Raw genomic sequence first — 14,511 nt, forward strand, 5'->3', positions numbered from 1 at the left:
ACGCTAAACCCTTCGCGCGATCCAGCCCGCCGCCCAACCAAGAAAGACCGAGAGGGCAACCGCGACCAGACCATAGACGACCGACGAGCGATCCGCGGCGCGAGCGACGAAGCGTTCGAAGCCGGATTTGCGGATGTCGATGTCGCGCACGGCGGCTGCCAGCACGCGTCCGTCGCGGATCAGGAACGTCTCCGCGGTGAAGCGGCCGACCGGTACGCGCGCCGGGATCGAGACGCGCGCCCGGTATAGCACGCCGTCGGTGATCTCGACCGCCCGTGGCGCCTCGTAATAGAGGCCGGCACGTCGTTTCAGGTCGACGAGGCCCTTCTGGAAGCGGTCCTGCGTGTCGGCGGGGGCGCTGGAGGCGGGCGACAATTGTAGGCTGTCGAGCCCAAGTTCGTAGATCGCGCGCGTCCGATCGTCGACGAGGCGGTCGATCGGCTTGGATGAGGCGATCGCGTAGAAGCTCGGTGCGGACCGGTAGCGCAGCCTTGACGCGTTGACCCAGATTCCGGCGACCTTCTCCTTCTCGCGCATCAGGATCGACTGGGTCGGCCCCTTCACGACGACGACGACGTCGGTCGGTTGCTCGCCGGTTGGCAGGCGGCCACCGGGATAGAGAATCGCCCCGAACAGGAGGAGTTCTGCACCGGTGAAGCTGTAGGCGATCTCGATATTGCGCTGCGATACGTCCGGGACGAGCACGGGCTTCGCCTGCGCCATCAGCAGCGGCGCGAACGCCAGAATTGGCCACTTTCTCAAGACAGCGTGACCGAGAAGATCTCCTCGGGCCGCCAGACCAGCCCGAGCAGGATGCGCGCGCCGACCAGCAACACCATCACCGCAAGCGCGAGGCGGAGATATTCGGGGCGGAACTTGGTCGCGAACCGCGCACCGATCTGCGCGCCGACGACCGAGCCGAGCAGCAACAGCCCGGCGAGGACGATATCGACCGCCTTGGTGGTCGTTGCATGGACCATCGTCGCGACCGCGGTCACGAACAGCGTCTGAAACAAGGAGGTGCCGACCACGACGGAGGTCGCCATGCCGAGCAGGTAGATCATCGCGGGGACCAGGATAAAGCCGCCGCCGATGCCAAGCAGGATGGTCAGGATGCCGGTAAAGAAGCCGAGCAGGAGCGGCGCGAGCGGCGAGATGTACAGCCCCGAGGCGTAGAACCGCGTGCGGAGCGGAAGCGCGGCGACGAGCGGGTGATGGCGGCGTTTGCGCGCCTTCGGCGGACGCCCGGTGCGCGCGCGACCGATCGTGCCGATCGACTCCTTCGCCATCAGGCCGCCGATCGAGCCGAGCATGAGAACGTAGACGATCGCGATCACCGTATCGATCTGCCCGCTTTGCTGGAGCAGCCGGAACAGCCACGCACCGAAGAATGAACCGAGGATACCGCCTGCGACCAGCACCCCGCCCATCTTGGTATCGACGCCCTTGCGCCGAAAATGCGCGAACACGCCGGACACGCTCGCGCCGGTCACCTGGCTTGCGGACGAGGCGGCGGCGACGGTCGGCGGGATGCCGTAGACGATCAGCAGCGGCGTCGTCAGGAACCCGCCACCCACCCCGAACATGCCCGACAACAGCCCGACGCCCCCGCCGAGCAGGATGATGACCAGCGCGTTGACCGACAGGTTGGCGACGGGGAGATACAGATCCACGTTAGCAGCGTTACACCGGATTGCGCGCGCGGGGCTAGGCTGGACTGGGCACCGATCCCGGTGTTTGGACACGGGATCAGAAGTCGCTGCCGATCGACAGCGCCGGTCCCGAGCCGGGACGCGCGCCGCCCGCGATCCGCTCGCGCCAGTCGAGCGTCAGGCGGAGCGATTTATGCGCGATCGGCAGCGTGGCGACGACCGATGGTCCGATGTCGAAACGTTCGGCAGCCCGTTGCGCGCTCGCCCATGTGCCGATGCCGATATCGAGACGGGCCGTCGCGACGGTGCCGAGCGGATGGGTCAGCCGAGCCGAGGCATCGACGAACGTCTGGAGCCCGTCGCGGGCGATCGCACCGGCCTGCCCGTATGTTTCAAGACGGACACCGGGGACGATATCGGCAGGACCATAGCCGCCGAGCACGCCGATCGTCGGTCCGTTGCGGCCACCATCGAGAACGAAACGGTGCTCGACGATCAGGCGGATCGGCATCCTCGTCGGTTGCCACTCGATTCCAACCGCGGCTTCGCGTCCGCGGCCCTCAAGCGGGGCGGCGACCCGAGCCGACAGTGCGAACCGGCGGGCAGCGTCGATCGCGTAGGTTATCCGCAGCCCCGCCTGCGAAGCGCCGAGCTGGCCGCCGGAGACGGTACCGGCCGAGCCCCCGCGTACCAGCAGCCATGCACTACCGTTCAGCCGACTCGCGCCGCGAACCACGAACGGCGCTAACAGGAAAGGCGGTGCGTCGGTTCGGCCGGGAGGTTGCTGCCCGAAAGACTGGGCGGCGATGTGGTCCAGCGACCAGGTTTCCGGCAAGCCGGATACCCTAGGGGGCAGCGCGACATCCGTACGCGGTTTCGCCCGGAAAACGATGGCGGGCGGGGCGGGCGTCACGACGGTATCGCTCAACGGCGGGATGACGAATGCGATCTGGCGCGGACCGGGGAATACGGCGGCGGCGGGAAATACCGTCGCGGCGGCGGGCGGTACCAGTATCTTCGTTAAGGTTGGGCGGATGGGCAAGGGTTGACGGGGCTCGATCTCAGACAACAGTACCGCAATCCTGACCAACACCCAGCCACCCAGCGTCAGCGCGAGGAATCGCAACGGCCGCCCGCCGGTCATCCCGGTGCTGGAACGCTCGGTCCGAACCCGTGGCATGCGCTGATCGACGCTGCGGGGGCGTCGGGAAATTCATGACGGGTCTTGTCCCATACCGGCGCTGCGCCCCGCAGCATGGCGATGTAGCGCGCCACCGCGCAGGGCGCGACGAGCAACGAGACGCAGTTGCCGACGATGAAGCGGGGAAGCGCCCAAAAGGCTTCGCCAACGCCGTAGCTGCGACCCGTAAACACCATCCGTGATCCCAGCCGCCACGCCAGCAGGACGGCGTTGGCGATGAACAGCCAGAGCGCGATCGGATGGGACCGGTCAAGCGCTGGCGTTGCCTGACCCGCAAAGTGATGCGCCGCCATCGACAATGCCCAGGCGAGCATTCCGACATAGGCGACCGCGAGAATGACGACGGCGAGCGGTGCCCGCCGATCACGCATTCGCATCCAGTGGTCGGCAAAGGCGCGGGCCTCGCCCAGCCGGTCCGATCCCAGCCGGCTAGCGCGATGCCGTTCATCCACCGTGTCTTCTGGCGGACCGACTCGCGGATCGTGCCGGGGAAATAGGCGCGCACGGCGACGACTGCACCGACATCGTCCGCTGCTACCCGCGCGAAGATACAGCGCGCGCCAAGCTCCGCCAGCCGCAAGCCGAGTTCATAATCTTCGGTTAGACTGGTCGCGTCGAACGGATTGCCGCCGCGCGCGAACGCGATCCTGGCAAGCATGTCGGGTGCGATCGCGCAGCCGGTGCCGGCAAGCGGCATTCCCGCCCCCAAAGCCGTCCTGACGACGATCTGCTTGGCGTGCGACTCGGCAAACTCGTCGGCATAGTGTCCCGACACCAGCCGAGCCCCGTGATGGACGAGCGGGAGGACCGGCAATTGCACCACGTCGTACCGATCGATCAGGCAATCGAAGACACGCAGTTCCTGCGGATGCACGACATACTCGGCATCGTGCAGCACGATCGCCTTGGTATGTCGGTGCTCACGGGCATCGTCGCGGCCGAGCGCATGCCACACCGTATTGAGGCAATCCGCCTTGGTCGTGGGACCGTCGCGCGGCCCGATCACGATCCTGACGCGGGCATCATGCTCGGCGATCGCGGCAACGGCATCGATCGTGCCCCGATCATTCGGATAGACACCGACATAGATCCGGTAATCGTCATGGCGATAGCGATCCAGCGCGGTCGACAGCATGCCGCCGATCACCGACACCTCGTCCCATGCCGCCACGAACACTGCGATCGCGCCGATGCATCGTGGCGGCGGCAGAGTCGCGAGCGTCAGCCGGGGACGCGCGCCATGCCGAATCCGACGGACGATGAAAACGAGATCGACCAGCAGGTCGTCGATGCCGCCAAGAAAAAGCCCGCCTCCGGCAAACAGCAAACTTTCCCGCGCCAAGCCGTCGATGATCCAGAACGACTCGAGCATGGCGTACCCCCGACGACGAGGTACAGCAGCATATGTCCGTTTCGGATTCAGTCCGATCCGAAACGGATGTTTGGCGGTCTCCGCGGCGCAAGTGATGGCGCTGAGTCACTCAAAATATGCAGGTTTGGGCGGGGCCTGCGAACCATCGTCATCGCGAGGCGTTACGTCCGCGATCCCACCCCCTTTCGGGATCGGCGCCGATCCACTCCCGGCCCGGCCGTACCGATGCGTAGCAGGCGGTACGGCCAAACCGGTGGGACTCAGCCTTGATTACGGACGATCGCGCCCACCACCGCCGGTGTTGCCGCCATTGCCACCGCCGCCGCCGGCACCCGCAGCGCCGACCGTACCGATGTTTCCGAACAGATCCTGGAAGAAGCCGCGTTCGCGACCCAGCGTCGGCGTGGTCTTGCCGTACGGCTTGACCGAGGCAACCTGATCGAGCCCGCCGCGACGGATCGCGGTGACGGTCCCCTTCTGGTCGAAGCTGATCTGCAGCGTGATCTGCGCGTTGGGCCGCGGATTGCGGAACGCCAGGTTGCGGCTGTCGCGTGCGAGATAATACCAATCTCCCTGGTCGAACTGACCCGCGAGCGTCGGCTTGCCGAGCGTCTGGAGCACCGACTGACGGTTATCCACGCCGGGCTGGACCGAGTTGACCAGGTCGGTGTCGACGACATACCCCTGATGCGAGCGCAACTGGGTGCAGCCCGCGCTGGCAAGCGTAACGACCGCAAGCGCGGCGGCGAGACCCGTACGGGCGGAAAACACGCTCATATAAACTCCCAACCGGGGCACGCGAAAACACGTGACGGTTGCGATGCGATTGCATCGGCCGCCGATCGCCTCGATATGCGAGGATGCGCGGGCAAACAAGTCGGTGCGCGGTCGATGGGCGAAGGACGACGGATTGAGCTGGTTGGGAAGACTGCTCGGCGAGAAGCCGGACGAAGCGCTGCCGCTGTATACCGCGGTCGTGACGCGGGCGCGTGCCGAGCATTGGTATCGGGACGGTGCGGTGCCGGACACCGTCGACGGCCGGTTCGACATGATCGCGACTCTGCTTGCGGTCGTCATGCTACGGCTCGAGGCGGAACCCGCCGGTGGCGAGCCCGCGGCGCGCCTTGCCGAACGCTTTGTCGACGACATGGACGGCCAATTGCGTGAAATCGGGATCGGCGACATCATCGTCGGCAAGCATATCGGCAAGATGATGAGCATGCTCGGCGGTCGACTCGGCGCATACCGTAATGGACTGGCGGCTGGAGATATTACGCCAGCGCTGCTGCGAAACCTGTATCGAGGGGTGGCGCCGGCCGATGCCGCGCTGGCGCATGTGCGGACGTCGCTGATGGCGTTTCATGCCGCGCTAGAAAATACGCCAATGATGAAGCTGCTCGCAGGAGAGCTACCGTGACGCCTGGTATGAACAAGGCTGAATTCAGCCGCCCCGAACGCCTCGACACGATCGGCGAGCGTGAGCGGATCGTCGAGATCGTCGCCAACGAGGACGAGCGTGCCGCGCTGGCGAAGCGCTTCGCGATGGTATCGATCGCGCGACTCGAGGCACGGTTCGGGATCAAGCGGACCGACAGCGGCATCGTCGTGAAGGGGCGCGTCACCGGGGCTGCGGTGCAGGCGTGCTCGGTTACCGACGAGCCGCTTGATACCAGGATCGACGAACCGGTCGCGCTGCTGTTCGTGGAACAGCTGGTGGCGGAAGGCGACGAGGTCGAACTGTCCGACGATGCGCTCGACACGGTGGCGATCGAGGGGGGCGCGATCGATCTGGGCGAAGCGGCGGCCGACACGCTGGCACTGGCGATCGATCCGTTCCCGCGCGGACCCAATGCGGCGGCGGCGCTGGCGGCAGCGGGGGTGATCAGCGAGGACGAGTTTCGCCCCGCCAACGCGTTCGCGGATCTCAAGGCGAAGATGGCGGGCAAAGCTTAGGCGCGATTTGCGGATACTCCCCCGCCAGGGGGAGATGGCTGGCGCGTGGCAGACGGAGGGGTGGCAAGCACGACCCCGTGTTTCGTATCCGCCCCTCCGCCACTGTCGGCGGCATCTCCTCTGGCGGGGTAGGATTGACGGGTTGCCGTCAGGTCCCCGTCCGCACCGCTAGCAGCGCCGCCACCTTCGCCCGGAACGCGCGCAGGCTCGCGCCCGACAGTTGCGCGACGCTGGCGAACGACACGCTGCGCGGATTGATCGCGGCGCCGTTTTTCCATACCTCCCAGTGGAGATGCGGGCCGGTCGACATGCCCGTCGATCCGACATAGCCGATAACTTGTCCCTGCCGCACGCGTGTCCCTGACGACACTGCGATCCGGCTCATATGACCATAGCCGCTCGCCATGCCGCCGCCATGCATCAGCTTTACGAAGTTACCATAGCCGCCGGTCCGTCCCGCGAACGCGACGATGCCGTCGGTCATGGCATGGATCGGCGCACCATAGGGCGCGCCGATGTCGAGGCCCTTGTGCATGCGGGTGAAGCCCAGCAGCGGATGCATTCGCAAGCCGAAGTTCGAGGTGATGCGCCCCGATACGGGCAAGCCGGACACGGCGCGCCGCTCGGTCTGGCCGTTCGCGTCGAACCAGCCATCGGTCCGCGGCGGGGCGTCGGCATCGCCGTCGCCACCACCATCGGCATCCGCGCCGCCCGGCCCGAAGCGGACGAGTTGCACCTTGTGCCGCCCCTGATCGATCCCGGCGAACAGCAGGTCGCCGATCCGCGTCTCGCCGGTCGCAGCGCGCTGGCGCTGGATTATCAGGTCGAAACTGTCCGCCGAGCCGACGTCGCGACCGATCGACACGCGCGTAGCAATAGCCTTGATGTACGATTCGACGGCCTTGGCCGGCACCCCGGCGGCGCGCATCGATCGGTACAGGCTCGATCCGACGAGCCCCTGGATCCGCAGTGGCGTCGCGTCGATCGCAATCGGCTTGCGGTGCATCGCCAACCCGGTCGCGGTGCGCGCCAGAGCCAGCCCCAGATCGAACCGGGCGCGGAAGTCGAGCGCTTCGAGCGGTCGGGTAACGGTGCGATCAGGGCGTCGACCAAGCGTCAGCGCGATTCGTGTTCCCGCGGCGATGTCGTCGAGGGGTACCGCCTGCGCGACCAGGGCGGCGGCGGCATCGGCATCGGGACGACCGACCCCCGCGCGCATCAGGACGCGATCGAGCCGGTCGCCCTGGCCGAGTGTCGCGGAGAGCTCGACCGTCGGCCGTTCGGGGACCTCGGCAAGCGGTGCGACAAGGTCGTTGGCGGCCATGCGTCGGCCGGTCGCTGCCCCCTGACCGATCGCGGTAATGCCCTGTGCGCGGGCCTCGTCCCATTCCGCGCCGGCAAGCGGTGGCGGCACCGCACCGACCAGCGGTTTGATCCCCGGCGACAACCCCCAGCTTGCTGCGCACAATGCCGTGCACGTCGCCAACCCGCGCCACCAGTCGAGGCTGCCGATCCGCGCGCCCAGGTCCGGAACCCATTCGATCCGTGTTGCCGCACCGCGCAAAATGTCGACGGGCGACTCGCGCGGCGTCAGTGTTGCCGATGACGGCATGCGCAAGACAGGGCCCCGCGTCACCGCGACGCCGGCCAGTTCATACCGCTGATCGTCCCGTAGAAACACGCGCGCTGCCTTGATGGTTGAAGGGGTAGTCGAGGAGGTCGTCGAACCGGGGCGCCGACAAGGAATCGCCGACCAGGATCGCCGCACAGTGCACGGATGACAGTCCTCTGCCGTAAAATATGCTAAAGTCGACTTAAACGGCGCTATTCCGGTGGCACGTCGCGATGAAGCGGTGGCGCGTCGCGTCGAACACGCAGGTGATCCGCCCGGCGCCGAGTGGCGTCCGGCGACCCCGCTTTAGTCGAGCAACAGGAACGCAGTGATCGTCAGGCGTCCTTGCAGCGGATCCTCGCTCAGCACGGTGTCCGGTGCGATCACGCCACTGTGCAGCGATGCGCTGCGATAGATCACGGCCCGGTTATAGCGAGCCTCGACCTGCGCGATCTGCTCGAACAAGGGGGTCGAGCCGGCGATATAGGATGGCTTGGGCAGGCCGTCGCGCGCCAGCTCGGCGTTGAGGCGCGCATAATAGTCCGGTGCGTGCGCGGCATCGACCGTTTCGGTACCCGTCGCACGGTGTCGATAGAATGCGGTTCCGTCGCGCCGTTCGGGACTGAGATAGTGCACCAGCGCGATGCGACCAGGATCGACCGCATCGACATGCGGCAGCTGCTGCGCCAGCGTGAGTCGATCGGCCGGTATGGTCACCATCGCATAGCTCGCGTCGATCGTCGCGAACCCGGCATTGTGATAGAATATTCCTGACAACACCGCCGTCAGCGCGGGTCGGATCGCAGCCAGATAACCCGCCGGCAGCGGCGCGCGCAGCCCGGGATAATGGTTGCGACCCTGCTCGAACGCATGCGTGGCGGCATGGGTACGCAGCGCATCGGGATCAGGATGAAAACCATCGATGATCGCGAGCGGCTGATCCTGCATGCCGATCTGACGCGCCGAAATCTCGGGGCGGATCATCTGTCGCGCCTGTGTGGTACGATCGCGACAGTCGAAACAGGGTAGTGCGACACGATAGTGGTGGCTGTTCCCACCGCGAGGCCGCTACGCCGGGTGAGGACGCGCTTCAGGCGCTGTGTTCTGCTCGATGGCGCTTGGCTCATGCCGCTGGATAGCGGAGCGGTTGCTGCGGAGCTACCCGATCGGCCCGTTACCGATTGATTTCGCGATCCTTGTTGCCGTCGGGATCGGCGTGCGTATGTTGCCTGTAACAGACGAACCGGGGTGGCGCTTGCACATGATGTCGAAATTTACCGTTCTGGCCGGCGTATCGCTCGCGGCCTTCCTGGTTCCCGCCGCACAGGCGCAGCAGCAGCAGACGCCCGCAGCGCGCCCTGCTCCGGTCGCCGATTTGGTCAAGTCGGTTGATATTCCGTACCAGCAGTTCACGCTGAAGAACGGCCTGCGCGTTGTCGTCCATACCGATCGCAAGGCGCCCGTCGTGGCGGTCAGCGTCTGGTATAACGTCGGGTCGAAGTTCGAGCCGAAGGGCAAGACCGGCTTCGCGCATCTGTTCGAGCATCTGATGTTCAACGGCTCCGAGAACGCACCCGGCGATTTCTTCGAGCCGTTGAAACAGGTCGGCGCCACCGACTTCAACGGCACCACCTATTTCGATCGCACCAATTATTTCGAGACGGTGCCGACCGCGGCGCTCGACCGCGCGCTGTTCCTCGAATCCGACCGGATGGGTTATCTGACCGGCGCGATCACGCAGGGCGTGCTCGACGAGCAGCGCGGCGTCGTCCAGAACGAAAAGCGCCAGGGCGACAACCAGCCCTACGGCCTGACCCAGTACAAGATCACCGAAGGGCTGTTCTCGGTGGATCACCCTTACGGCCACACCACGATCGGCTCGATGGCGGATCTCGATGCGGCGTCGCTGCAGACCGTGAAGGACTGGTTCAAGGATCATTACGGCCCGAACAACGCGGTACTAGTGCTCGCCGGCGACGTCGATGCGGCAACCGCCAAAACGCTCGCGGAGAAGTATTTCGGCGGCATCCCCAAGGGCCCCGAGAGCATCGTCCCGCCCGCGCCGATCCCGACCCTGCCCGCGCCGGTCAGCGAGACGATCAAGGACCGCGTCGCCGCGGTGATGATCAGCCGCAACTGGGTGGTACCCGGCCTGAACGACAAGGACGGCACCGCGCTGGACGTCGCGGCGGGCGTCCTCGGCGGTCTCGCCAGCAGCCGGTTCGATACCGCGCTGGTCAAGAAGGAGAAGCTGGTCACGCGGATTTCCGCCGAGAACAGCAGCTTCAGCCAGCTCGGCATGTTCGAGATCCAGGCGATCGTCCGCGAGGGCGTCGACCCCGCGCTGGTAACCAAGCGGATCGACGAGATCCTCGCGGACTTCCTCAAGAACGGCCCGACCGCCGACGAGGTCAGCCGCGTCGCGACAACGACGGCGGCGCGCAAGATGGAGGGGCTTGAATCGGTCGGCGGGTTCGGCGGCAAGGCGGTGACGCTCGCCGAGGGTGCGCTGTATTCGAACGATCCGGGCTTCTACAAGAAACAGCTGCTCCAGCTTGCAGCGGAAACACCCGCTAGCGTCCGTGCGGCGGCGGCGAAGTGGCTGTCGCGTCCGGCCTATTCGCTGACCGTCGTGCCCGGCGCGCGCGATGCCTATGCCAATGCGGTCGTGCCGCCCAAGGCCGATGTGGTGCCCGCGCCCGAAGCGCCGCCAAAGGGCACGCGTGGCGCCTTGCCGGCGGTCGGTACGGTGGCGGGGCTGAGCTTCCCGAAGGTCGAGCGCACCCGTCTGAGCAACGGTATCGAGCTGGTCTACGCGCAGCGCGACGCGGTGCCGGTGACGCAGGCGGTGCTGAGCTTTGATGCCGGCGTCGCGGCCGACGTGCCCACCAAGCTTGGCACGCAGAAGCTGACGCTGTCGATGATGGACGAGGGCACCGCGACGCGCGATTCGCTCGCGCTGGCGGAAGCCAAGGAGCGTCTGGGGGCGGATATCGGTTCGGGCGCATCGAACGACCGGACCTTCCTGTCGCTCCAGGTGCCGAGTGCGAACCTCGCACCCGCGGTCGACCTGTTCGCGGACATCGCGCAGAATCCGGCGTTCGCCGATGCCGAGGTCGCGCGCGTCAAGAACCAGCAATTGGCGCAGATCGCGCAGGAACTGACCAGCCCGCAGGGGCTGGCGACGCGCGTGCTGCCGAAGCTGCTCGGGCCGACATCGCCCTATGCCAAGGCGCAGGGCAGTGGCGATCCGAAGGCGGTGGCGGCGCTGACGCGTGCCGATCTGGTCGCGTTCCAGCAGGCGTGGCTGCGGCCGGACAAGGCGAAGATCTTCGTCGTCAGCGATCGTCCGCTCGGCGAGGTGAAGGCGGCGCTCGATGCGCGGTTCGGGACGTGGCGGCCGACAGGTGCGGCGGGCGTGAAGCAGTTCCCGGCGAGCGTGACGCCGTCCGCGCCGAAGATTGTGTTGATCGACCGGCCCGACAGCCCGCAGTCGCTGATCGTCGCCGGCGTGCCGACCGGGCTCAAGGGCACGCAGGACCTGCTGCCGATCGCGACCGCAAACGATGCGCTCGGCGGCAGCTTCCTTGGTCGCGTCAACATGGACCTGCGCGAGACCAGGCATTGGTCGTACGGCGTGTCGGGGCGCTTCCAGCAGAACGAGCAGGCCGCGCCCTATGTCCTGTCGGCGCCGGTGCAGGCGGACCAGACCGGCCCCTCGATCGCGGCACTGCGCGGCGACATCGGCGCGTTCCTCGGCAAGGAGCCGATGACGCAGGTCGAGTTCGACCGTGCGATCAACGGCGCGATCCGTTCGCTGTCGGGCAATTTCGAGACGTCCGACGCGGTGCTCAGCGCAATGCAGCAGAACGACCTGCTGAAGCGGCCCGACGATTACTACGCGACGATCACGCAGCGATACCAGGGACTTAACCTGCCGCAACTCAACACTGCGATCCAGCAGGCGCTCGATCCGAAGAAGACGATCTGGGTCGTGGTCGGCGATGCGAAGACGGTGCGACCGCAGCTTGACAGCATCGGTTTGCCGGTCGAGGTCATCCCCGCGGCGTCGGTTGCCGGCGCCAAATAATTGCAGAGCCCGGGCGTTCCGGGCGGTGCTTCAGGAGAGAGAATAATGGCAAACGTCGATGGCAGCTGGGATTGCGTGGTCAAATCGCCGTTGGGCGACCAGAAGATGACGCTGACCGTCAACAGCGCCGGCAGCACCTTCACCGGTGCGGTGTCGGGCGCGATGGGCGGCATGGATGTCACCGGCGAGGTCGATGGCGACACGATCACCTGGAAGCAGAGCATGACCGTGCCGATGCCAATGACGCTCGACTGCAAGGCGACCGTTGAGGATGACGTCCTCAAGGGCAGCGTCGCAGCCGGCGCGTTCGGCAGCTTCCCGCTGACCGGTACGCGGACCGCGTAACGGAGTAGTCGAAAGAGCGTGGCACCAGACCCTCCCGAGGCCCCGTCATCCCAGCGAAAGCTAGGATCTCACCGAGCGGCCACCGGCACCCGCCAAGCGGGAGACCCCAGCGTCCGCTGGGGTGACGGTCTTGGGCGAGTATCGTTATCCACCGCGACATCGTCATCCCAGCGAAAGCTAGGATCTCACCGAGCGGCCACTGGCACCCGCCAAGCGGAAGACCCCAGCGTTCGCTGGAGTAACGATATTTGGCGGAGGGTGATCACGCGATCGATTCGCTAGCTACCATGGGAGGGGCTCGTATTTCCGCACGGAAAGGCGAGCCTTTTTCTTTTCGGTCCGGGAGGGAAGGAAGAAGAACATGAAATCGATGACCCGTCTGCTCACAGCCTGCGCGCTTGCTACGCTTGCCGTCGCTACAACCACCCCCGCGACCGCACAGAATTACGACGAGCGCCCCGCCAAGATGGCACCGCGCGACGTCGGCTACGATTACGTTCGCAAAGTCGTCGAGATCCCGATGCGCGATGGGGTGAAGCTGCACACCGTCATCATCGTGCCCAAGGGCGCGAAGGACGCGGGCATCCTGATGACGCGCACGCCCTATGACGCCGACGGCCAAACCAAGGTCGACAGCGGCACTTATGCGGGAATTCTGCAGAACGGCGACGGCGCGGCCGACGTGATCGCCGCGGCGGGCTATATCCGCGTGATCCAGGACGTCCGCGGGATGCACGGATCACAGGGCATCTACATGATGAACCCCGCGCGCGCCGGAACGCCGCAAAACCCGACCAAGACCGACGATTCGACCGACACCTACGACACGATCGACTGGCTGGTGAAGCACGTCCCCGAATCGAACGGGCGCGTCGGTATCAGCGGGATAAGCTATGACGGCTTCCTGCCGCTGATGGCGCTGATCAACCCGCATCCGGCGCTGAAGGTCTCGGTGCCGATGAACCCGATGGTCGACGGCTGGCGCGGCGACGACTGGTTCCACAACGGCGCGTTCCGCGAGGGCATGATGCCCTACGTGCTCGGCCAGGAGGCGACCAAGGACGCCGGCACGCCGTGGATCACCGACACCGCCGACGACTACGACTATTACCTCAAGGGCGGCTCGGCGGGTGCGATCGGTAAGGCGCAGGGGCTCGAACAGCTCGGCTTCTGGCGCAAGATCACGCAGCATCCTGCCTATGACTCGTTCTGGTCCACGCAGGCGATGGACACCGTGCTCGCCGGCCAGCCGCTGAAGGTCCCGACGCTGATCGTCGGGGGGCTGTGGGATCAGGAGGACATCTACGGCGCGCCCGCGGTCTATCGCGCACTCGAGCCCAAGGATACCGCCAACGAAATGGTCTATCTATCGATGGGGCCCTGGTATCACGGCCAGGAGGTGCGCGACGGCAGTGCGCTGGGCGCGATCAAATGGGATGCCGACACCGCCAAATGGTGGCGCTGGCACGTGCTCGCGCCGTTCCTCGCGCATTATCTGAAGAGCGACCAGCCGGCGATGGACGTCGCGCCCGTGACGATGTTCCAGTCTGGCCGCAACGAGTGGCAGAAGCTCCAGAGCTGGCCAACCGCCGCGACTGCGGGCACCCCGCTCTACCTCAAGCCCGGCGGCGCGCTCGGCTTCCAGGCCACCGGCGGCGCGGCGACGACGGCGGACTATATCTCCGACCCGGCCGCGCCCGTCAGCTACCGCGTGCGTCCGACGCTGCCGACCTATGCGAGCGGATCGACCTGGAAACAGTGGCTGGTCGATGACCAGCGCGCGGTCTCCGGCCGTCCCGACGTGCTTACCTTCACCACCGACGCGCTGACCACACCGACGACGATCGCCGGTGTTCCGGAAGTGAACCTGACCGCGGCGACCAGCGGCACCGACAGCGACTGGGTGGTGAAGCTGATCGACGTGTATCCAGACGTCTATCCCGGTGACAAGGCGATGGCGGGGTATCAATTGTCGGTCGCGATGGACATCTTCCGCGGCCGGTATCGCGAGGATCTGGCCGTCGCCAAGCCGATCGCGGCGAACGTACCGCTCAAGTACAAGTTCGCGTTGCCGACCACCAACCATGTGTTCCTGCCGGGGCACAAGATCATGGTGCAGGTGCAGTCGAGCTGGTTCCCACTCTACGATCGTAACCCGCAGACCTTCGTCCCGAACATCTTCTTTGCGCAACCCAAGGATTACGTGAAGGCGACGCAGAAGATCACCGTCGCGGGCCCCGACGAAAGCTATATCAGCTTGCCACTGGTACGCTGAAAGTCCTGCAT

13 protein-coding genes are annotated in these 14,511 nt (G+C 66.1%); 6 read left to right on the top strand and 7 right to left on the bottom strand.

Annotated features, from left to right (window positions below):
• Positions 1-3: 3 nt before the first annotated feature.
• From QP164_RS15520 to QP164_RS15530, 3 genes are all read right to left on the bottom strand, one after another.
• Positions 4-723, bottom strand: coding sequence for a TIGR02186 family protein (locus QP164_RS15520; RefSeq protein WP_207894105.1), 720 nt, complete (start codon positions 721-723; stop codon positions 4-6).
• A gap of 35 nt (positions 724-758) precedes the next feature.
• Positions 759-1,673, bottom strand: a complete 915-nt coding sequence (locus QP164_RS15525; RefSeq protein ID WP_277984072.1) for a sulfite exporter TauE/SafE family protein — start codon at positions 1,671-1,673, stop codon at positions 759-761.
• A gap of 76 nt (positions 1,674-1,749) precedes the next feature.
• The gene (locus tag QP164_RS15530) at positions 1,750-2,388 is read right to left on the bottom strand and encodes a hypothetical protein (protein WP_333923718.1); all 639 of its coding nucleotides are present in this window, start codon (positions 2,386-2,388) and stop codon (positions 1,750-1,752) included.
• A gap of 70 nt (positions 2,389-2,458) precedes the next feature.
• Between QP164_RS15530 and QP164_RS15535 the strand changes: the two genes are divergently transcribed.
• On the top strand, positions 2,459-2,701 hold the full coding sequence (locus QP164_RS15535) for a hypothetical protein (RefSeq protein WP_333923719.1): 243 nt from the start codon (positions 2,459-2,461) through the stop codon (positions 2,699-2,701).
• A gap of 12 nt (positions 2,702-2,713) precedes the next feature.
• On the opposite strand, the gene QP164_RS15540 is transcribed toward QP164_RS15535, so the two are convergent.
• Entirely contained in the window at positions 2,714-4,225 is a 1,512-nt protein-coding gene (locus QP164_RS15540; RefSeq protein WP_333923720.1) for a glycosyltransferase, read from the bottom strand.
• Between the two features lie 270 nt (positions 4,226-4,495).
• The gene (locus QP164_RS15545) at positions 4,496-5,002 is read right to left on the bottom strand and encodes an outer membrane protein assembly factor BamE (RefSeq protein WP_132735062.1); all 507 of its coding nucleotides are present in this window, start codon (positions 5,000-5,002) and stop codon (positions 4,496-4,498) included.
• Between the two features lie 133 nt (positions 5,003-5,135).
• Here QP164_RS15545 and QP164_RS15550 point away from each other — a divergent pair, with 133 nt between their 5' ends.
• Together QP164_RS15550 and QP164_RS15555 are read left to right on the top strand one after the other, a co-directional pair.
• A complete protein-coding gene (locus QP164_RS15550; protein WP_333923721.1) occupies positions 5,136-5,642 on the top strand; it encodes a ubiquinol-cytochrome C chaperone family protein in 507 nt (168 codons plus the stop codon).
• A gap of 8 nt (positions 5,643-5,650) precedes the next feature.
• Positions 5,651-6,178, top strand: coding sequence for a DUF177 domain-containing protein (locus QP164_RS15555; RefSeq protein WP_132735376.1), 528 nt, complete (start codon positions 5,651-5,653; stop codon positions 6,176-6,178).
• A gap of 148 nt (positions 6,179-6,326) precedes the next feature.
• On the opposite strand, the gene QP164_RS15560 is transcribed toward QP164_RS15555, so the two are convergent.
• On the bottom strand, positions 6,327-7,859 hold the full coding sequence (locus QP164_RS15560) for a M23 family metallopeptidase (protein ID WP_333923722.1): 1,533 nt from the start codon (positions 7,857-7,859) through the stop codon (positions 6,327-6,329).
• A gap of 237 nt (positions 7,860-8,096) precedes the next feature.
• Positions 8,097-8,774 (bottom strand): DUF6445 family protein, encoded by a 678-nt coding sequence (locus QP164_RS15565; protein ID WP_132735066.1) that lies wholly within the window; start codon positions 8,772-8,774, stop codon positions 8,097-8,099.
• Positions 8,775-9,054: 280 nt separating this feature from the next.
• Between QP164_RS15565 and QP164_RS15570 the strand changes: the two genes are divergently transcribed.
• The 3 genes from QP164_RS15570 (at position 9,055) to QP164_RS15580 (ending at position 14,500) form a co-directional block, all read left to right on the top strand.
• Positions 9,055-11,880, top strand: a complete 2,826-nt coding sequence (locus tag QP164_RS15570) for a M16 family metallopeptidase (RefSeq protein WP_333924283.1) — start codon at positions 9,055-9,057, stop codon at positions 11,878-11,880.
• Positions 11,881-11,925: 45 nt separating this feature from the next.
• On the top strand, positions 11,926-12,225 hold the full coding sequence (locus tag QP164_RS15575) for a hypothetical protein (protein ID WP_056052504.1): 300 nt from the start codon (positions 11,926-11,928) through the stop codon (positions 12,223-12,225).
• Positions 12,226-12,586: 361 nt separating this feature from the next.
• Entirely contained in the window at positions 12,587-14,500 is a 1,914-nt protein-coding gene (locus QP164_RS15580; RefSeq protein WP_333923723.1) for a CocE/NonD family hydrolase, read from the top strand.
• Positions 14,501-14,511: the final 11 nt, after the last annotated feature.

It is taken from the genome of Sphingomonas sp. LR59, from assembly GCF_036855945.1.
Taxonomy (GTDB): Bacteria; Pseudomonadota; Alphaproteobacteria; order Sphingomonadales; family Sphingomonadaceae; genus Sphingomonas.

What these genes read in the sequence shown, in the direction of transcription:
- QP164_RS15520 (WP_207894105.1), bottom strand. Translation starts at nt 723, where the DNA reads ATGGCGCAGGCGAAGCCCGTGCTCGTCCCGGACGTATCGCAGCGCAAT.
- QP164_RS15535 (WP_333923719.1), top strand. Translation starts at nt 2,459, where the DNA reads ATGTGGTCCAGCGACCAGGTTTCCGGCAAGCCGGATACCCTAGGGGGC.
- QP164_RS15540 (WP_333923720.1), bottom strand. Translation starts at nt 4,225, where the DNA reads ATGCTCGAGTCGTTCTGGATCATCGACGGCTTGGCGCGGGAAAGTTTG.
- QP164_RS15545 (WP_132735062.1), bottom strand. Translation starts at nt 5,002, where the DNA reads ATGAGCGTGTTTTCCGCCCGTACGGGTCTCGCCGCCGCGCTTGCGGTC.
- QP164_RS15555 (WP_132735376.1), top strand. Translation starts at nt 5,651, where the DNA reads ATGAACAAGGCTGAATTCAGCCGCCCCGAACGCCTCGACACGATCGGC.
- QP164_RS15565 (WP_132735066.1), bottom strand. Translation starts at nt 8,774, where the DNA reads ATGATCCGCCCCGAGATTTCGGCGCGTCAGATCGGCATGCAGGATCAG.
- QP164_RS15570 (WP_333924283.1), top strand. Translation starts at nt 9,055, where the DNA reads ATGTCGAAATTTACCGTTCTGGCCGGCGTATCGCTCGCGGCCTTCCTG.
- QP164_RS15575 (WP_056052504.1), top strand. Translation starts at nt 11,926, where the DNA reads ATGGCAAACGTCGATGGCAGCTGGGATTGCGTGGTCAAATCGCCGTTG.
- QP164_RS15580 (WP_333923723.1), top strand. Translation starts at nt 12,587, where the DNA reads ATGAAATCGATGACCCGTCTGCTCACAGCCTGCGCGCTTGCTACGCTT.